An 18643-nucleotide genomic window follows, 5' to 3' on the forward strand; every position below is an offset into this window, starting at 1 on the left:
TACCAATTTGAAATAAGTTTTTAAAACAAAACACCCTCTTTAGTTTAAAACTAAAAAGGGTGCTCTTATAGTACATTATATTCTCTTATGCCGAGTTACGACTGGCATTAATATTCCCATAAAGAGAACGTGTTACAATCTTCTCATACAATTCTTTAAAAGAAGAATCTGCTCCTATTTTCTGTAAAGCATATTGTTGTATTACCAATAATGGCAATACTATGTTTTCTCTAATTTTAATAGACTCTCTAGAAACTGCTTCTTTCTCCATTAAAATTTTAGAGTCTGATACTAGCAACAACATTTCTTTAGATAAATTATACTCGTTTAAAAGAATCATCCAGAAATCTCCATATTCCTTATCTTCTTTCATGTAGCTAGTAAGCTCAAAGTAACATTTAGAAAGCGACATCATACTATTAGACATTAATGCTCTAAATACAGGAACATCTCTATACAATGCTTTAACCTCTTCTATTCTACCTTGGTCTTTCATAGCTTTTATTGCTGTTCCTAAACCAAAATATCCTGGTACGTTTTGCTTTAATTGGCTCCAAGAACCTACAAAGGAAATGGCACGTAGATCAGATAATTCTAATTTTGCTTTATTTCCTCTTTTTCCAGGACGGCTACCAATATTAGCTTTGGTATAATATTTAAGCGTACTTCTATTTTCTAAATACGGCATAAATTTATCATGGTGCTTTAATGCATCATACTTAGAGAAACTAAGTTCTGATAGTTCTTCTATTAAATCTCTTTGCTCTTTAGAAATTACATTCTTATCTCCAAAGAAATTATTAGACAAGCCTGCTGTTAATAATTGCTCGCAGTTATACATAAACTGTTCTTTAGTACCATAGGTACTGGTAATGGTTTGCCCTTGAATAGTTAATTGTATTTCGTTATTTGCAATATCTTTGGTTTGCGATGCATAGAAACGGTGTGTTTTTCCGCCTCCACGAGCTGGTGGGCCACCACGACCGTCAAAAAATATGGCTTTTACATTGTGTTTGGCACAAACTCCAGAAAGACTTTCTTTAGTTTTTATAATAGACCAGTTTGCTTTTAAGTAACCACCATCTTTTGTACCATCAGAGAAACCAAGCATTATAGTATGCTTTTGGCTTCTTTTATTTACATGTGCCATATATTCTGGTATGCTAAATAACTTTTGCATCGTATCTTCTGAAGTATCCATACCATTCATGGTTTCAAAAAGTGGCACTATATCAAAAGTAATTTCTTTAGAATCCCAACCGCACCATCTAAATAAACCAAATACAAAAAGAACAGAGAATATATCTTCAGAATTACTAATAATATATCTTGTACACCCTTCTTGACCGTTTTTCTCTTGTATTGCTTTTAATTGGCCAATATTCTTGATGGTATCTTGTACAATACCTTCTTCAAAATCTTCCGCTTTTAATTGTAAATCTTTATGTAATAATACATCTACCAATTCATCTTCTGAAAGCTCTGAAAGGTCTTCTTTTATTAAACCATTTTGTTTTAATATTGTTTCTACTACTTTGGTATGTATGCTATGGTCTTGCCTAACATCTAAGGTTGCAAAGTGGGTTTTAAAGATTTTTACTTTATCCATAAAGTAATCTAAATCTTCTAAATACAACCCATGGAATTTTTCTATTAAAATGGTTCTTATTTTTTCTAAAGGACCAATAATATCTTTGTAACCAACATGTTTTTTAGGGTTAAACATAGCTGTATACAAGTTTTCTCTTAATGTAACAAGAGAATCTTGTACTGCTCCAAAGGTTAGCTTTTTTTGTAGTTTCTTTAAATCATTATAATAACATTTCATTAAAGTTACTCGTAACTCATCTGCAACATCACTAGTAATATCTGCCGTTACAAAAGGGTTACCATCACGGTCTCCTCCAGGCCAAAACCCTAATTTTATAATATCGTAGTTTTCAAACTCGGCATTCTTAATATTCTTTCTTAAGTATGCATATAACTCCCCAACAGCATCATAATACACATTTCTAAGAATGTAAATAATATTCTTAGCCTCATCTAAAGGGGTTGGTTTTTTAGAATTTATAAGCGATGTAAGTCCTAATTGCTGTAAGGTAACATCAATATCATCTATATTATCTTCTAAAATTAATGTTCTTAATTCTGATATAATATCTAATACCGCTGGCGTATAAAATTGTGTTGGGTGTGCTGTTAAAACTAATCTAGAACTAAAGGTTGATAATTGTTCTGCTATTTTATCCCAACTCTTATTCTTGTCTACCAGCTCAAAGTAATCTTTAATAGTAAGGTTACTGCTGTGTTCAAATAATTTTGGAAATGCTGCATCTTCTACACTATCATACAACACCACTTGGCGCTCTACGTACTGGATGATACGAAACATAAAATCTATCCTATCTTTTTCGGATTTTAGATCCACATAATTCTCAAAAAAACCTTCCAAAATCTCTTTTGGGTTTTTCCCTGATTTAAGTCCTTCTTGACACTGGTCTAACATTAAAGGAATTATCATTCCTACATTCTCTATGTTGCGGTAAGGTAAATTTAAAAACAGGCTATTATAGACATTAAATCTATTGGTAACCGATTTTTTAAATTCTTCTAGCCTTGGTGTTTGTTTCATACTTTTCTATTTCTTGCCAATGTTAATATAGGTTTTGAAAAAGTAAAAATACCAAAGCTTTTTGGACAAAAAAAACCCTTTTGTATTAGTAACAAAAGGGGTTTAATTCCTTATTTTTATTACATTTTATTTAAGAACTACCACCAAATCTTCAGAATTTACTAAGGAACCACCACTTAAAATGATTCTATCTACCACACCATCTGCTGTTGCTGTAACCGAAGTTTCCATTTTCATGGCTTCTATAATAAATAAAGGCTGGTTTCTTTTTACCGCTTCTCCCTTTTTTACTAATACACTAGATAATAATCCTTGTAATGGTGCTCCTATTTCTTTTGCATTAGAAATATCGGCTTTTTTATTCTCTATTTTTTTAACCTTTACCGATGTGTTTTTTACTAACACATTACGTAACTGCCCATTTATCTTAAAGAAAATGCTAACATTACCAGCCTCATCTGGTTCTCCTTTTAGCATTAGAGAAATAAGCACTTTTTTTCCTTGATCTAGCTCTACCATTATTTCTTCTCCTACTTCCATGCCATAGAAAAAGTTTTTGGTAGGTATGTTTACAACATTACCGTATTTAACATGATTATTATACGCATCTGTAAATACTTTTGGATATAACTTATAGGATAAGAAATCGGTCATTTCTAAATCTCTACCCATTCCTTTTTTAAATTTTCGTTTAAAGGCTTTAAATTCTTTTTCAAAATCTACAGGTTCTAAATGCGCATTTGGCCTTTCGGTATATGGTTTTTCATCTTTAAGAACTATTTTCTGAAGTTTTTCTGGAAAACCACCAACGGGTTGCCCTAAATCTCCTCTAAAGAAATTCTTTACCGATTCTGGAAAAGAAATATCTTCCCCCCTATCTAAAACATCTTGTACTGTTAGGCTATTGCTTATCATATATTGCGCCATATCGCCAACCACCTTTGAACTTGGGGTTACTTTTACAATATCGCCAAACATAGTATTTACCTCGCCATACATTTTAGTTACCTCTGGAAATTTATCTTCTAAACCTAATGCAATTGCTTGTCCTTTTAGATTAGAATATTGCCCGCCAGGAATTTCATGCTTATACACTTCTCCTGTCCCAGATTTTAATCCAGATTCAAAAGTATAATAGTAATTACGTACCGTTTCCCAGTAATTAGAGTATTCTGCAAGTTTTTCTGCATTTAATATATTTTCTCTTTCATGAAAACGCAACATCTCCATTACCGAGTTAAAGTTTGGCTGCGACGTTAACCCAGATAAACCTCCTAGAGCAACATCGACAACATCTACACCTGCTTCTATAGCTTTTAAATACATTGCTGCTTGCGTAGACGAAGTATCATGTGTATGTAAGTGAATAGGAATATTAATTTCGGATTTTAAAGTTCCTATTAGCTCATAAGCAGCATTTGGTTTAAGCAAACCTGCCATATCTTTTACTCCTAAAATATGTGCTCCAGCATTTTCTATATCTTTTGCTAGTTGCACATAATATTTAAGGTCATATTTTGTTTTGGATGGGTCTAAAATATCTCCAGTATAACAAATAGAACCTTCTGCTAAGCCACCAGTTCTTTTGCGTACATGCTCTATACATGGTGCTAAAGATTGCATCCAGTTTAGAGAATCAAAAATACGGAAAACATCTACCCCAGTTTCCCAAGATTTCTCTACAAATTCTCCAATTAAATTATCTGGGTATGCTTTATAACCAACACCATTAGAGCCCCTAATTAGCATTTGTAACAAAAGATTTGGCATTGCTTTACGTAATAATGCCAAACGTTCCCAAGGGTTTTCTTGTAAGAAACGCAAACAAACATCAAAGGTAGCACCTCCCCAAACTTCCATACTAAAAATTTCTGGATGGTTCTTTGCAAAACCTTCCGCAACTTTAAGCATATCTATAGTACGCATTCTGGTTGCTAATAAACTCTGGTGTGCATCTCTCATCGTGGTATCGGTAAAATGCACTTTCTTTTCTTTTTTTAACCACTGCGAAAATTTCTCTGGCCCTAATTCTGTCAATAGATCTTTTGTTCCCTTTGCATAACCTTCATTTTTAGGAAATGAAGGTACTATTGGTTTAGAAAACACATGATTAGGATTATATTTTTTAACATCAGGATTACCATTTACAATAGTATCTCCTAAAAATTGAATTAATTTATTTACACGATTTTTTGGTTCTATAAACTCAAATAACTTTGGCTCGTTCTGAATAAAATTAACCGTAACATCTCCATTTCTAAAAGTAGGATGTTTAAGAATGTTATTTAGAAAAGCAATATTTGTTTTTACACCACGAATTCTAAACTCTGCTAATGCTCGTATCATTTTACGGCAAGAGCCATCTAAAGTTCTACTCCTTGCCGATGCCTTTACCAACATAGAATCAAAGAAAGGAGAAATAGCTACTCCTTGATATACACTACCAGCATCTAAACGAATACCAAAACCTGATGCACTACGGTAGGTAGTTACTACACCATAATCTGGTTTAAAATCATTTGCTGGGTCTTCTGTTGTAATTCTACATTGTAATGCATAGCCAGATATAGTTACCGATTCTTGACTTTCTATTTTTATCTGTTTGTCGGCCAATTTATAACCGCCAGCAATAAAAATTTGCGTTTTTATAAGGTCTATATTCGTAACCATTTCGGTTACAGTATGCTCTACTTGTACTCTTGGGTTTACTTCTATGAAATAGATACTACCATCATCATCTACCAAAAACTCTACCGTACCAATATTATTATAGTTTACTGCTTTACAAATATCTTGTGCATAGGTATATAAACTATCTTTTGTTTCTTGTGGCAATCCTAAAGAAGGTGCAAACTCTATAACTTTTTGATACCTTCTTTGTACCGAGCAATCGCGCTCAAACAAATGCACCATATTGCCATGTTCATCTGCTACAATTTGAATCTCAATATGCTTTGGATTTTCTACAAATTTTTCTAGAAAAACCGTGTCATCTCCAAAAGCATTGAGCGATTCTCTACGCGCTTCTGGAAAAGCTTTTCTTAAATCTGTTTCGGTACGTATTACACGCATACCACGACCACCACCACCAGAGGCAGCTTTTAACATTATTGGGTATCCTATTCTTTCTGCTTCTGAAAGGGCAATTTCTACTGTTTTCAAATCCTTATTACTACTTTGAATAATAGGAATATTATTAGCAACTGCTACTTCTTTTGCCGTAATTTTATCTCCTAAAGCTTTTAATACAGATACCTTAGGTCCTATAAATTTTATACCGTTATCTTCACATTTTTGAGCAAATTCTGCATTTTCGGAAAGAAAACCATATCCTGGATGAATAGCATCTACACCATTTTCTTTAGCTACTTTTATAATAGCCTCTATATCTAAATATGGCTTAAGAGGTTCGTTATCTTCTCCTATTTGGTAACATTCATCTGCTTTATATCTATGCAAGGAATAACGATCTTCATAGGTATAAATACCAACAGTTTTTATGCCTATTTCTACACAGGCTCTAAAAATACGTATTGCTATTTCTCCCCTATTTGCAACTAAAACGGTATTGATTTTCACAGTAATTATGATTTTAATTAATAGTTAGTTCGTACTAAAATCAAAATTACTGTTTTTTAAGATGGTATAATAATATGATATATCTAAAATTCTTAACAATTTTATTGCAATTTCTAAGTAATTATAGATTTTTTAGAGAAAAATAAAATTTAACGTGTTCTTTATTAGAAATTTGTTAATTCGCCTTTAAGTTTAAAACTACGTTTCCTGTTGCATCAATACCCAATTCATAAGTATAAAATCCTACCGCTAAAGGGGTTTCTCCAACAAAATCTATGGGCTGTAAAGTATAGGTTTCTCCATCAGCTAAAATTTGTATGTAGGCATAGGAATATAGCTCATCAAACTCTAAATAATCTGAATATGCATCTACAGATATATTACTATACACATTTTCACTAGACACAACCGTAACCTCATCAAAATTTACAGTACTTGCATTTTTAATTCTAAGATTTACTTTTGATATTTTATCGTCCCTATCTGTACAACCTACTATTGCTATAAAAACTAAAACCAGAAATACTATTTGCTTTTTCATACGTATAAATTTATCCTATACATAGGAAAACGACAGAAGAAAAAATATATTTTATCGTATAAAAACTGGCTCGTTCTCTTTTAGAGTATGCTCCTTACTAAATTGGTAATCGTCTAAATTAAAACCTTTTATATCTTCTAAAGTAGTTGCATTAGAATCTACAATATAGCGAACCATAGAACCTCTTGCTTTTTTTGCAAAGAAGCTAATTATCTTAAGTTTATCATTTTTCCAATCTTTAAAAATTGGGGTTATTACTGGAGCTTTTAAAGCTTTAGTATCTATTGCAGAAAAATACTCGTTACTTGCTAAATTCACAAAAAGTTCTCCTTCTTCTAGCTCAGAATTAAGATGGTTGGTAAGTTCTTTTTTCCAAAATTCATACAAATTAGCTTTACGCCCTATTTTTAACTTAGTCCCCATTTCTAAACGGTAAGCCTGCATTAAATCTAACGGTTTAAGAATGCCATATTGTCCAGATAATATTCTTAGAGAATTTTGAAGTACCTCTAACTTATCTTCTTTTAGAGAATAAACATCTAAGCCTTGGTATACATCGCCACTAAAAGCATATACTGCAGGCCTTGCATTATTTACTGTAAATGGAGTAGTAAAATCCTGATTTCTTTGCCAATTTAATTGCGCCAATTTATCTGAAATATGCATTAATTCGGATAAATCTTTAGGCTTTTTCTTAGCTAAAATAGCATTTAGCTTTACTGCCTGTTCTATAAACTTTGGCTGTGTAAATTTTTCTGTTGGTAACTTACTCTCAAAATCTAAAGACTTTGCCGGAGAGATAACTATTTTCATTTTCTTGCAATTAGTGGACAAAAATAATAAGGATTTACTGGATTTACAATTCCATTTAAAAAGACTTATCAATACCAGTATTAAAGAAATTTATACTATTGGCTATGCTTAGTATATTGCCTCCATTTTTCTATACAATTTGCAATATCTTCAGGAATTTCAGAATCAAAATTCATCTTTTCTCCTGTAACCGGATGTACAAATCCTAAAGTTTTTGCGTGTAATGCCTGCCTTGGCAAGATTTTAAAAGCATTTTCTACAAATTGTTTGTATTTAGTAAAGGTGGTTCCTTTTAATATTTTTTCGCCACCATAACGTTCATCATTAAAAAGGGTATGCCCAATATGCTTCATATGCACCCTAATTTGGTGTGTTCTTCCTGTTTCTAACTTACAAGAAACTAAAGTAACATAGCCCAAACGTTCTATAACTTTATAATGTGTAACAGCTTCTTTCCCTTGTTCCCCATCAGGGAAAACGTGCATTTGTAACCTGTTCTTAGGATGCCTTCCTACGTGCCCTTCTATAGTACCTTCCTCTTCTTCTATATTACCCCAAACTAAAGCAACATATTCTCTTTCTGAGGTTTTATTAAAAAATTGCTTGGACAAATGCGTCATTGCAGCTTCAGTCTTTGCAATAACCAAAAGACCAGAGGTATCTTTATCTATCCTATGTACTAAACCAGGACGTTCATTACTATTTGCAGGTAAATTATCTACATGATAAATAAGTGCATTTATTAGAGTGCCCGAGTAGTTTCCGTGACCTGGGTGTACTACCATTCCTGCTGGTTTATTTACCACCATAAGAACATCATCCTCATACACTATATTTAAAGGGATATTCTCAGGGACTAATAAAAACTCATGCGGCGGATGCTCAAAAAGAACCTTTACCTCATCCTCTGCTTTTACTTTGTAATTTTGCTTAACTACCTTACCATTTACCCAAATATGGCCTCCTTTTGCAGCTTGTTGGATTTTATTACGTGTAGCGTTTTCAATAAAATTCATCAAAAACTTATCTACACGTAAAGGTATTTGCCCCTTAGATGCTACTACTTTATGGTGTTCATAAAGTTCTTCTTCATTTGGCTCTGGCCCCTCTTCTAATGGTAACATATATTTTATTCTGAATCTGCCTTAATTTGTGCTCTATCGGATATTTTTCCGTTACCACAAATTAGTTCTATTTTAGAAGTCTTTGGTAGTTTATCTCCCGGATGAATTACTTTTCCTTTATATTTTATAGAATACACCATATCCTTACCAAGTTCATCTATATAAATTACACGCTGCACATCTAACCCTACTGCTCTAAGCATAGACTTAGCATTTCTTTGCGTAACCTGTATAATTTTTGGAATGGTCACTTTTTTGTAACCAGATGGGTTTACCGTAAAATAAATTTTTCTATTTTCTTTTACTTTATTTCCCGCTTGCGGATTTTGTTCTATGATAGAAAACCTTGGATAATCTGGATTATAATTTGCAGAATCTAATACCTCATAACGTAAACTAGCATCTTCTACAGCTTTACGCATATCCATAACAGACATTTTAGAAAAATCTGGTACTTCTACAAATTCGCCATGGTTGGTGGTACTATTTAACCAATTTAACATTACAAATATTAAAACTACTGAAACAACTAAAGCCAATCCTATTTGGATTAAAAAAGATTTGCTTCTTAAAAAATTAAAGAAATTTCTCATGGAGTATAATTGACCCGACAAATATAGGAAACGGATTGCTTTTTTCTTTACTTTGATACCTTGTTATTTATTTTTAAAAAAAGTAAAACCATACTATGAAGAAAAAAGTAGCCATAATTATGGGAGGTTACTCTAGTGAGTACAAAATATCTTTAACCAGTGGCAATGTTGTTTACAACTATTTAGACAATACTTTATTTGACGCCTACCGCATACATATATTTAAAGACAAGTGGGTATATGTAGATTCTAATAACACAGAACATCCTATAAACAAAGATGATTTTTCTATTACCGTAGAAAACCAACACATTACTTTTGACTGTGTTTTTAATGCCATACATGGTTCCCCTGGAGAAGATGGTCTTATGCAAGCTTATTTTAAATTACTAAACATTCCGCAAACTTCTTGTGACTATTACCAATCTTCTTTAACTTTTAATAAAAGAGATTTACTAAGTGTTTTAAAACCATACGGAATTAAATCTGCAGAATCTTATTACTTAAATTTTGGAGATGTTATTGATGAAGATGCTATAATTAATAAGGTAAAACTACCATGTTTTGTAAAAGCCAACAAAGCTGGTAGCAGCTTTGGTATTTCTAAAGTGCATAAAAAAGAAGATTTACAAGCAGCAATAGAAAATGCGTATAAAGAAGATGATGAAATCTTAATAGAGAGTTTCTTAGACGGTACAGAGGTTTCTGTGGGTGTTATAAAATATAACGGAGAAACTATAGTATTACCAATTACAGAGATTGTAACTGAAAATGATTTTTTTGACTACCAAGCAAAATATGAAGGAAAATCTACCGAGATAACTCCTGCTAGAATAAATGACATGCAGCTTAAAAATGTAACTACTGCTGCAAAAAAAGCTTATGATATTTTAAAAATGACTGGGTACTCTAGAAGTGAGTTTATTTTTATTGGTGATGAACCTTATATGTTAGAAATGAACACCACCCCAGGTTTAACTACAGAAAGTATTTTACCGCAGCAAGCCCAAAAAGCTGGAATATCTTTAGCAGAGCTATTTAAAAGTGCTATAGAAGAAGCTTTAAAATAAAACATGTAACTTTACTAGTATGAGACGAGCAATATTCCCTGGGTCTTTTGACCCACTTACCTTGGGACACCACGACATTATCACTAGAGGGTTGCCTCTTTTTGATGAATTAATAATTGCAATAGGAATAAATGCAGATAAAAAATACATGTTTAGCCTAGAAGAAAGAATACGTTTTATTTCTGAGGCATTTAAAAATGAACCAAAAATAAAAGTAAACACCTATAAAGGCTTAACTGTTGACTATTGCAAAAAAGTAGAGGCAGACTTTATTTTAAGAGGATTACGTAATCCTGCAGATTTTGAGTTCGAGAAAGCTATAGCACATACCAATAGGAAGCTTTCTGAAATAGAAACTGTTTTTCTTCTTACATCTTCGGGGAAATCTTACATAAGTTCTTCAATTGTAAGAGATGTAATTCGTAATGGCGGAAACTATTCTGTACTAGTTCCAGACACTGTAAAAGTCAATTAAAAAATTACAAAATAAGACTATTCTTACAATACAAATGAAAACCTCTTAAAAATTGAGGTTTTCATTTGTGTGATATATATTATTTAGTAAGAAAATACTCTCATTTTAATAAAATTTATTATCTTTACCTATAGTAATTGATTAAAACACAACGTCTTTTTGCGAGTTCACAACAAACCTTTATTTATATGGCATGATCCAACTACATTAGTAGGAAAATACGACAACATGCTTAAGAAGGACTTAAAACTTGCTAATAATTATTTAATAAAACAGCTGCCAAAAGCTACTGCTTTTATTAATAGTAAGTTCGAAGTAATCCATGCCTCTAACCAATGGATTAAAGAATTTAATTTTGAAACTAGAAACGTTTTTGGAAAATCTGTTTTCAGCTTATTTAAAGATGGAGAGAAAAATGAAGAATGGAAATTAATTCTTGATAAATGTTTAAAAGGCCAACCAAGCGACCTTTTTAATATAGAATTTAAAGACCCTAACGGCAATACACAATGGTTTGAGTGGTCTAATATACCATGGTATGATAGTGAAGAAAATATTGTTGGTGTTATTATTCAAGCAGAAAATATAACCTCTAGAGTAATAAATGAAATACAGATAGAAAAGTTAGAAGCCCTACTTTTAGAAAAATCTGAAATTACTAAAATTGGAACTTGGGATTATAACATAAAAACAAACAAATTAAATTGGTGCGACATTACGAAAACCATACATGAGGTGCCATTAGACTTTATTCCAAATGTAGATACGGCTATAAATTTTTATAAAGATGGTATTAGCAGAAATACTATTTCTATGGCTTTTCATAATGCCATGATAAATAACAAACCTTGGAGCGAAAAATCGCAAATAATTTCTGCTAATGGAATAGAAAAATGGGTGATAGCTACAGGCCAGCCAGTATTTAAAAATAATGAACTAATTGGTTTAATAGGAACTTTTCAAGATATTTCTGACCAAGTAGAAGGCGACAATAAAATAAAAGAGAACGAGCATTTATTAAAAACACTAATAGACAACCTACCTTTAAATGTATATATAAAGGATAGAGAATCTAGAAAAATTTTAGCAAACAAATCAGAATGCGAATATATGGGTGTTAGTGGCCCAAGTGAATTATTAGGTAAAAATGATTACGATTTCTTTACTAAAGAAGTTGCTGCAGAGAATATAAAAGACGATGTGAGTGTCATAAAATCACTCCGTCCTATTTTAAATAAAGAAACTGTTAGCATAAAAAAAGATGGCAACGCCACAACGTTTCTTATTTCTAAAATACCCCTTACTAATGATAAAGGAGAGGCGTATGGCATTGTAGGTATAAGTACAGATATTACGCATTTAAAACAAAAAGAAGAAGAATTAAGACATCTAATAAATGTAACTTCATTACAGAATAAAAAATTAATAAATTTTGCGCATATTGTTTCGCATAATTTAAGGTCTCATACTGCCAATTTCTCAATGCTTCTAGACTTTTTATCTCATGAAAAAGAAGAAACAGAAAAGGAGAACATCTTACAAATGCTTAGGAATGCTTCTGATAATTTATTAGAAACCTTAGACAACCTTAATGAAGTAGTAGCAATTAGCACTAACATTAATATAGAAAAAACTCCTGTTAAATTAAATAACAAAATAGAAGATGTTAAGCAAAACTTATCTTCCTATATCGTTCAAAACAAAGCAACAATAGTAAATGAAATTCCTATTAATGCAGAAATAAAAGTAATTCCAGCATATATAGATAGCATATTAATGAACTTTATTACTAATGGAGTAAAGTATAAAAATCCAGACAAAGACCCTATTGTAAAAATTAGTTATAAGAAAGAAAATAATTATTCTGTTGTTAGTATTTCAGACAATGGGCTAGGTATTGACTTAAAAAAGTACGGTTCTAAATTGTTTGGCATGTATAAAACTTTTCATAATCATAAAGATTCTAGGGGTATTGGTCTATACATTACAAAAAACCAAATTGAAGCCATGAATGGCAAAGTAACCGTAACCAGCAAAGTGGGAGAAGGAACCAAATTTAACATATTTTTCAATGACAAAGATTAATTCTATCTGTATAATAGACGATGACCCTATAACCGTATTTGGCATTCAAAAAATGCTAGGATTAGTCACGGAATATGAACAACTTTACAAATTTGTTAACGGAAAAGCTGCTATAGATGGGATTATAGATATGCTAAACAATAACACCCCATTACCGCAAGTAATTTTTCTTGACATAAATATGCCAATAATGGATGGATGGCAATTTCTTGAAGAATTTATTAAACTTAAAATAAAAGAAACTGTTCGTATTAATATTGTTACCTCTTCTATAGATGATTTTGACCGTAACAATTGGAACCACTACAAAGAACAAACGCACCATTTAATTACTTTTAACAATAAACCAATTAAAAAAGAAGAAATGAAACAAATTACAAAAGTTGCATAAAACACAATTATAAGATTTTACCTATTTTTGTGATAATAAAATACAATACATTTTACATGTAAACGTATTTTAAACAAATGATAATGAGAATCTTATTAAGCATACTAAGTTTAGTTTTACTTTTTTCTTGTGAAACTACTGAGGAAGAAAAAAAAGCAGAATTTTCTACCCCTTTTGAAAAATCTTCTGGATCACAAACTGCCACTTATGAAGAAGTTATTTCTTTTTACTTAAAACTAGCTAAAGAGTATTCTTCCATTAATGTACAAACTATTGGAGAAACAGATAGCGGACACCCATTACATTTAGTAACATATAATCCTGAAGGCGAATTTAATTTTAAGAAAATAGACCCAAAAAAAGTTACCATACTCATAAACAATGGCATTCACCCAGGAGAATCGGACGGTATAGATGCCACTATGTTACTATTTAGAGACTTAGCAAATAAAGAAACAGAAACCCCAAAAAACACAATTTTAACCACTATTCCAGTATACAATATAGGTGGTATTTTAAACCGAAATTCCACTTCAAGAGCCAATCAAAACGGACCTGAATCTTATGGGTTTAGAGGCAATGCTTTAAATTATGATTTAAATAGAGATTTTATTAAATCAGACACCAAAAACTCTAAAACTTTTACCCAAATTTTTCATCTTGTAAAACCCGATATTTTTATAGACAATCATGTAAGTAATGGTGCAGATTACCAATATACACTTACACACTTATTTACCCAACACAATAAACTTGGAGGTAAATTAGGCAACTATTTACATAAAGAACTCATGCCTAACTTAGAAATTGAGTTAGAAAAAAAGAATTGGGACATAACACCTTTTGTAAATGTATACAACCAAGCTCCAGAAATTGGTTTTTCTCAATTTATGGATAACCCCAGATACTCTACAGGATACACTACATTATGGAACACGCTAGGCTTAATGGTAGAAACACATATGTTAAAACCTTACAAAAAAAGGGTTTTAGGCACGTATAGTTTATTACAATCTATGATTACCATAAGTGAGAAAAACTATAAGGAAATAAAAGAAATAAGAAAAGAATCTATAAAAAATTTTAGCACCTTAAAGCATTATCCTATAGGATGGGAAATAGATACTGTAAAAAATACAAAACTAAGTTTTAAAGGTTTTAAAGCAGATACTCTTATTAGCGAAATAACAGGCCTACCTAGATTAAAATATGATAGAGCAAAGCCTTTTACAAAAGAAGTTACCTATCAAAATTATTATAAAGCAACAGATTCTATTACTGTACCCAAAGCTTATATCCTAAAAAAAGAATGGACTAAAGTTATTGATCTTTTATCTCTTAACCATATAGAATATTCTTTAGTAGAAACGGATACTGTAGTTACTTTAGAAAACTATAGGATAAAAAGTTTTGAAACAAATACATTCGCCTATGAAGGGCATTATAACCACTATAACACAACCATAGAAAAATCTTTTAACAAAACAACATTACATAAAGGAGACTACATAATACCTACAAACCAAACTGGCATAAGATACATCATAGAAACTCTTGAACCTGCCTGTGTAGATTCTTTTTTCAACTGGAATTTCTTTGACACTATTCTTCAACAAAAAGAACATTTTTCTCCTTATATTTTTGAAGATACAGCTCTAAGAATACTTCAAAAAGACTCTATATTAAGAAACAACTTTTTAGAAAAAAAGACGAAAGATTCAATTTTTGCAGATAATTGGGAAATGCAATTAAACTGGCTTTACAAAAATTCTAAATATTACGAAAAAGAGCACTTAAGCTATCCAGTTTATAGAGTTCCTAAATAGGAATAACGGTCTTTTGTGTAAACATAGATAATAAAGGCGCTGCTCTAGAAACAAGCACGGAGGATAATTTTATTTTATCATTTAAAAACCAAATTAAAAAATTTGTTGGGTTTTGGTAATACACATAAGCCTACAAGAAATGGCTATGTTTATAAACGTTATTGTGAAATTTTTTTTAATTAGTTATGTTTTACAGCTAGGTCAAATTTTAATCTGATTTTTATGCTCTAAAATTCAAAATCCTTTATTGGGGAAGAAACATCCACTAAAGTTCCGTTCGGGTCTTTCAATAATAATCTTCTTTGTCCGTAAAATGTATCTTTCGGTTCGCTTAAAATTTCAAATTTTTCAGATTCTGCTATTTTAAATATTTCGTCCACATTTTCAACTACGAACGTCACATAAAACCCTTGCGGATTGTTTTGAGAATCTTTCGGTACAATTTCATTTGTTCGGTCAATTAATCCCAATTCCAATTTTTGATCCTTTGAAATTAGATGAACAAACCAATCGCTATCATAATTCACATTAAAGTCAAACAATTTGGTATAAAAATAGCTGCTTTCCGTTAAATTGACTGAGCAAATATTTGTCATCATTCGATTAATTGTCTTCATTTTTCCTGTTTTTAATTCCAATAATGCGTCTATTTTTTCAAATGTGCACAACGCCTTTTATTCGTCAAAAAGAATTTTAATATTAACATAAGAGTTACGCAAAAGCTCTTTAATTTTTTTAGGCCCTCGCCATTTTACTTTCCCAATGCCTTCACTTTTTTGTCCTTTTAGCTCGCCATCAAAACTAGTTTTCATAGCAAACCAATGCACTTCTTTCAGCTTATAAATATTATTCCTTTTAAAAATATGATAGGTTGTTTTTAAAAAATTCTGAATTTCTAGACCTCTAACCCCAGTCTCCTCTTCTACTTCACGTATAGCACATTCCTCAATAGTTTCTCCTGGGTCTAATTTCCCTTTTGGTAAATCCCATTTATCATTCCTATAAATAAAAAGTACTTTTCCTTTATCATTAGTTACTACCCCTCCTGCTGCTGCAACTAAAGGAATTTTTTCTGTAAATTTTATTAATATCTCCTCCGCAACGGGATGATATATGTAGGCTTTAAAAAACTTTTTCTTATTTAACGCACTAATTGCTTCATCTATAGCATCTTCGTTGTTTAATAAAAAAACATTGTTACTACTTGTCTCTGGCATTTTATTTGTTAAAATAAGAGGCAATTCATTCACAAAAACTTTATACATTTGCGTTATGGTTTTAGATAAAGATACAGCTAAAAAAACAGCAGAACTACTATTGCAAATTAATGCAATAAAGTTGAAACCAGAAAATCCTTTTACATGGGCTTCTGGATGGAAATCTCCAATATATTGTGATAATAGAATTATACTCTCTTATCCTACAATACGCAACTATATTAAAGAAGAAATAGCAAAACAAGTAGAAAAACTTTACGGCAAACCAGATGTTATTGCTGGTGTTGCTACAGGAGCTATTGGAATGGGAGCTTTAGTAGCAGATTATCTAGGTTTACCTTTCATTTATGTTCGTCCAGAACCAAAATCTCATGGAAGAAAAAACCAAATAGAAGGTTATTTAGAAGCTAACCAAACTGTAGTAGTTATAGAAGATTTAATAAGTACTGGTATGAGTAGCCTAAATGCTGTAGATGCCCTAAGAGAGCAAAATGCTAATGTAAAAGGAATGATAGCAGTTTTTACCTATGGTTTTGATGTAGCTGAAAAGAATTTTGCAGATAAAGATGTAGACCTTCACACTTTAGGAGATTATGCCTATTTAATGGAGCAAGCATCTAACACAGGATACATAAAAGAAGAACAATTAAACACCTTAATGGAGTGGCGTAAAAATCCATCCCAATGGAACCAATAATATATTTATGTTTTTAGAAACACCAAAAAAGAAAATTGCGAAAGGAGATAAAGCAACCTTTGAATTTTTAACTAACCTTGAAAATTTTGAGCAATTAATGCCAGAAAATATCGCAAAGTTTGAGGTCCTGTCTGAAGATAGATTCTTATTTGCGTTAAAAGGAATGCCAGAAATTGTACTAGAAAGAAAATCGCAAACACCTTATAGCAAATTAGTTCTAGGAGCTGCTAGTGAAAAATTACCATTTACTTTAACAGCAGACATTACTGCTGTAAATACTAATGAAAGTGAAGTAGTATTAAGTTTTTCAGGAGAATTTAATGCTATGATGGCAATGATGATAAAATCTCCTATTACAAATTTCATGGGAACACTATCTGAAAATCTTACAAAAATTTAGTATTTAAGATTTAGTTCTTTTAATCCATATTCTTTTAAAATAGAATCTTCTAACTCCACAAGGAGCTTTCCCTGTGGAGAAACACCTCTAATAAAACCCATTATTAAATTACCATTACTATCTTCAAAAGTAGATGGTTTATTAATTCTAAACATATTAGCCTCATAAACAGACCACAATACTTCTTTATCCATATTTTGAAAAGAAGATAAGTGATCTTTCAAATCTTTAAGTATTAATTGCAATAACTCATCTAAATTAATACTTTTACCCAACAACAATTTTAGAGAAGAGACGTTTAATAAGTTATTAAAAACTATTTGGTTAACATTTAACCCTATTCCAATTATTGAAGTTTGTATTTTACTTCCAGAAAGTGAATTTTCTATGAGTATTCCGCAAATTTTTGAAGTACCTGACAGAATGTCGTTTGGCCACTTTATAGTTAAATTAGGGACTTTTAAATTATGTAATGTCTCATAGATAGATAAAGAAATACAAATACTTAATAAAAATTGATTATCGATAGAAAAATTATTAAACTTTTTTAACACACTAAAAGTCAGATTTTTACCTTCTTCAGAGTTCCAAGAAGTTCCCATTTGTCCTCTACCAAATGTTTGCTTTTTTGCGGTAACAACTGTAAAATCCTTAACAGAAGAAGACAACATTAAATCTTTCAAATACACATTTGTAGAGCTCGTGGCATTAAGTTTGATTATCTCCATTGATATTCTTTTTGACAAACTTATAATGTATTGTTAAAAACAAGAGGTAAAAGAACAAAAAAATAATAACTTTGTATAAACTAAAAATTTTGAATGCAGAAAGGGAAAGTTAGTCCAGATGAGTTAATTGCATTAATTTTACAAGGAATTGAAGAAGTAAAAGGAGTTGATATAAACTTACTTGATTTAAGAGAAATTGAAAATACAGTATGCGACTATTTTATAATCTGTAACGGTACATCAAATACACACGTAAAAGCAATAGTCGGCTCTATCCAAAAAACAGTTAGTAAAGCTATTAAAGATAAACCTTGGCATGTAGAAGGCGAGGATAACGCGGAGTGGGTTTTAATGGATTATGTAAATGTAGTGGTACATGTTTTTCAAAAACAAGTACGCGAATTTTACGACATAGAAGGTCTATGGGGTGACGCAAAATTTTCTACCATAGAAACTAGCATAAATAATTAAT

17 protein-coding genes are annotated in these 18643 nt (G+C 31.2%); 8 read left to right on the forward strand and 9 right to left on the reverse strand.

Annotated elements, in window-relative coordinates; all coding sequences use genetic code 11:
- Positions 1 to 85: 85 nt before the first annotated feature.
- The 6 genes from Q0820_RS15680 to Q0820_RS15705 all read right to left on the reverse strand — a co-directional run bounded on the left by Q0820_RS15680 (position 86) and on the right by Q0820_RS15705 (position 9282).
- The gene (locus Q0820_RS15680) at positions 86 to 2632 is read right to left on the reverse strand and encodes a phosphoenolpyruvate carboxylase (protein WP_298489031.1); all 2547 of its coding nucleotides are present in this window, start codon (positions 2630 to 2632) and stop codon (positions 86 to 88) included.
- A 126-nt stretch (positions 2633 to 2758) separates the two neighbouring features.
- Positions 2759 to 6211, reverse strand: coding sequence for a pyruvate carboxylase (locus tag Q0820_RS15685; protein WP_298489032.1), 3453 nt, complete (start codon positions 6209 to 6211; stop codon positions 2759 to 2761).
- 175 nt (positions 6212 to 6386) lie between these two features.
- On the reverse strand, positions 6387 to 6752 hold the full coding sequence (locus tag Q0820_RS15690; protein ID WP_298489033.1) for a hypothetical protein: 366 nt from the start codon (positions 6750 to 6752) through the stop codon (positions 6387 to 6389).
- A 51-nt stretch (positions 6753 to 6803) separates the two neighbouring features.
- Positions 6804 to 7565, reverse strand: a complete 762-nt coding sequence (gene yaaA, locus Q0820_RS15695) for a peroxide stress protein YaaA (RefSeq protein ID WP_298489035.1) — start codon at positions 7563 to 7565, stop codon at positions 6804 to 6806.
- A 95-nt stretch (positions 7566 to 7660) separates the two neighbouring features.
- Positions 7661 to 8689 (reverse strand): RluA family pseudouridine synthase, encoded by a 1029-nt coding sequence (locus tag Q0820_RS15700; protein WP_298489037.1) that lies wholly within the window; start codon positions 8687 to 8689, stop codon positions 7661 to 7663.
- Between the two features lie 5 nt (positions 8690 to 8694).
- The gene (locus Q0820_RS15705; RefSeq protein WP_298489039.1) at positions 8695 to 9282 is read right to left on the reverse strand and encodes a PASTA domain-containing protein; all 588 of its coding nucleotides are present in this window, start codon (positions 9280 to 9282) and stop codon (positions 8695 to 8697) included.
- 95 nt (positions 9283 to 9377) lie between these two features.
- On the opposite strand from Q0820_RS15705, the gene Q0820_RS15710 reads away from it, so the two are divergent.
- From Q0820_RS15710 to Q0820_RS15730, 5 genes are all read left to right on the forward strand, one after another.
- Entirely contained in the window at positions 9378 to 10352 is a 975-nt protein-coding gene (locus tag Q0820_RS15710; RefSeq protein ID WP_298489041.1) for a D-alanine--D-alanine ligase, read from the forward strand.
- Positions 10353 to 10371: 19 nt separating this feature from the next.
- Complete coding sequence (gene coaD / locus Q0820_RS15715) at positions 10372 to 10827, forward strand: pantetheine-phosphate adenylyltransferase (protein ID WP_298489043.1); 456 nt, start codon at positions 10372 to 10374, stop codon at positions 10825 to 10827.
- A 159-nt stretch (positions 10828 to 10986) separates the two neighbouring features.
- Positions 10987 to 12912: a PAS domain-containing protein gene (locus Q0820_RS15720; protein WP_298489045.1), complete on the forward strand. Its 1926-nt coding sequence runs from the start codon at positions 10987 to 10989 to the stop codon at positions 12910 to 12912.
- The gene (locus Q0820_RS15725) at positions 12899 to 13303 is read left to right on the forward strand and encodes a response regulator (RefSeq protein WP_298489047.1); all 405 of its coding nucleotides are present in this window, start codon (positions 12899 to 12901) and stop codon (positions 13301 to 13303) included. The genes Q0820_RS15720 and Q0820_RS15725 overlap by 14 nt, the downstream gene beginning before the upstream one ends.
- Positions 13304 to 13386: 83 nt before the next feature.
- The gene (locus Q0820_RS15730) at positions 13387 to 15129 is read left to right on the forward strand and encodes a M14 family metallopeptidase (protein ID WP_298489049.1); all 1743 of its coding nucleotides are present in this window, start codon (positions 13387 to 13389) and stop codon (positions 15127 to 15129) included.
- A gap of 227 nt (positions 15130 to 15356) precedes the next feature.
- On the opposite strand, the gene Q0820_RS15735 is transcribed toward Q0820_RS15730, so the two are convergent.
- Positions 15357 to 15746, reverse strand: a complete 390-nt coding sequence (locus Q0820_RS15735; RefSeq protein ID WP_298489051.1) for a VOC family protein — start codon at positions 15744 to 15746, stop codon at positions 15357 to 15359.
- A gap of 57 nt (positions 15747 to 15803) precedes the next feature.
- Positions 15804 to 16394, reverse strand: a complete 591-nt coding sequence (locus Q0820_RS15740; RefSeq protein WP_298489052.1) for an NUDIX hydrolase — start codon at positions 16392 to 16394, stop codon at positions 15804 to 15806.
- Between the two features lie 7 nt (positions 16395 to 16401).
- Between Q0820_RS15740 and pyrE the strand changes: the two genes are divergently transcribed.
- Positions 16402 to 17043: an orotate phosphoribosyltransferase gene (gene pyrE, locus Q0820_RS15745; protein ID WP_298489054.1), complete on the forward strand. Its 642-nt coding sequence runs from the start codon at positions 16402 to 16404 to the stop codon at positions 17041 to 17043.
- A gap of 7 nt (positions 17044 to 17050) precedes the next feature.
- A complete protein-coding gene (locus Q0820_RS15750) occupies positions 17051 to 17443 on the forward strand; it encodes an SRPBCC family protein (RefSeq protein ID WP_298489056.1) in 393 nt (130 codons plus the stop codon).
- Here the strand turns inward: Q0820_RS15750 and Q0820_RS15755 are convergent.
- Positions 17440 to 18171 (reverse strand): biotin--[acetyl-CoA-carboxylase] ligase, encoded by a 732-nt coding sequence (locus Q0820_RS15755; protein ID WP_298489058.1) that lies wholly within the window; start codon positions 18169 to 18171, stop codon positions 17440 to 17442. The genes Q0820_RS15750 and Q0820_RS15755 overlap by 4 nt on opposite strands.
- A 93-nt stretch (positions 18172 to 18264) precedes the next feature.
- Between Q0820_RS15755 and rsfS the strand changes: the two genes are divergently transcribed.
- Positions 18265 to 18642, forward strand: coding sequence for a ribosome silencing factor (gene rsfS / locus Q0820_RS15760; RefSeq protein ID WP_121069213.1), 378 nt, complete (start codon positions 18265 to 18267; stop codon positions 18640 to 18642).
- Position 18643: the final 1 nt, after the last annotated feature.

It is taken from the genome of uncultured Maribacter sp. (assembly GCF_947495965.1).
GTDB lineage: Bacteria > Bacteroidota > Bacteroidia > Flavobacteriales > Flavobacteriaceae > Maribacter_B.

Bases quoted from the DNA above. Each gene is read 5' to 3' on its own strand.
- Q0820_RS15710 (WP_298489041.1), top strand. From the start codon at position 9,378: ATGAAGAAAAAAGTAGCCATAATTATGGGAGGTTACTCTAGTGAGTAC.
- Q0820_RS15700 (WP_298489037.1), bottom strand. From the start codon at position 8,689: ATGTTACCATTAGAAGAGGGGCCAGAGCCAAATGAAGAAGAACTTTAT.
- Q0820_RS15690 (WP_298489033.1), bottom strand. From the start codon at position 6,752: ATGAAAAAGCAAATAGTATTTCTGGTTTTAGTTTTTATAGCAATAGTA.
- yaaA (WP_298489035.1), bottom strand. From the start codon at position 7,565: ATGAAAATAGTTATCTCTCCGGCAAAGTCTTTAGATTTTGAGAGTAAG.
- Q0820_RS15740 (WP_298489052.1), bottom strand. From the start codon at position 16,394: ATGTATAAAGTTTTTGTGAATGAATTGCCTCTTATTTTAACAAATAAA.
- Q0820_RS15755 (WP_298489058.1), bottom strand. From the start codon at position 18,171: ATGGAGATAATCAAACTTAATGCCACGAGCTCTACAAATGTGTATTTG.
- Q0820_RS15750 (WP_298489056.1), top strand. From the start codon at position 17,051: ATGTTTTTAGAAACACCAAAAAAGAAAATTGCGAAAGGAGATAAAGCA.
- Q0820_RS15705 (WP_298489039.1), bottom strand. From the start codon at position 9,282: ATGAGAAATTTCTTTAATTTTTTAAGAAGCAAATCTTTTTTAATCCAA.
- Q0820_RS15725 (WP_298489047.1), top strand. From the start codon at position 12,899: ATGACAAAGATTAATTCTATCTGTATAATAGACGATGACCCTATAACC.
- coaD (WP_298489043.1), top strand. From the start codon at position 10,372: ATGAGACGAGCAATATTCCCTGGGTCTTTTGACCCACTTACCTTGGGA.
- rsfS (WP_121069213.1), top strand. From the start codon at position 18,265: ATGCAGAAAGGGAAAGTTAGTCCAGATGAGTTAATTGCATTAATTTTA.
- Q0820_RS15735 (WP_298489051.1), bottom strand. From the start codon at position 15,746: ATGAAGACAATTAATCGAATGATGACAAATATTTGCTCAGTCAATTTA.
- Q0820_RS15730 (WP_298489049.1), top strand. From the start codon at position 13,387: ATGAGAATCTTATTAAGCATACTAAGTTTAGTTTTACTTTTTTCTTGT.
- pyrE (WP_298489054.1), top strand. From the start codon at position 16,402: ATGGTTTTAGATAAAGATACAGCTAAAAAAACAGCAGAACTACTATTG.
- Q0820_RS15680 (WP_298489031.1), bottom strand. From the start codon at position 2,632: ATGAAACAAACACCAAGGCTAGAAGAATTTAAAAAATCGGTTACCAAT.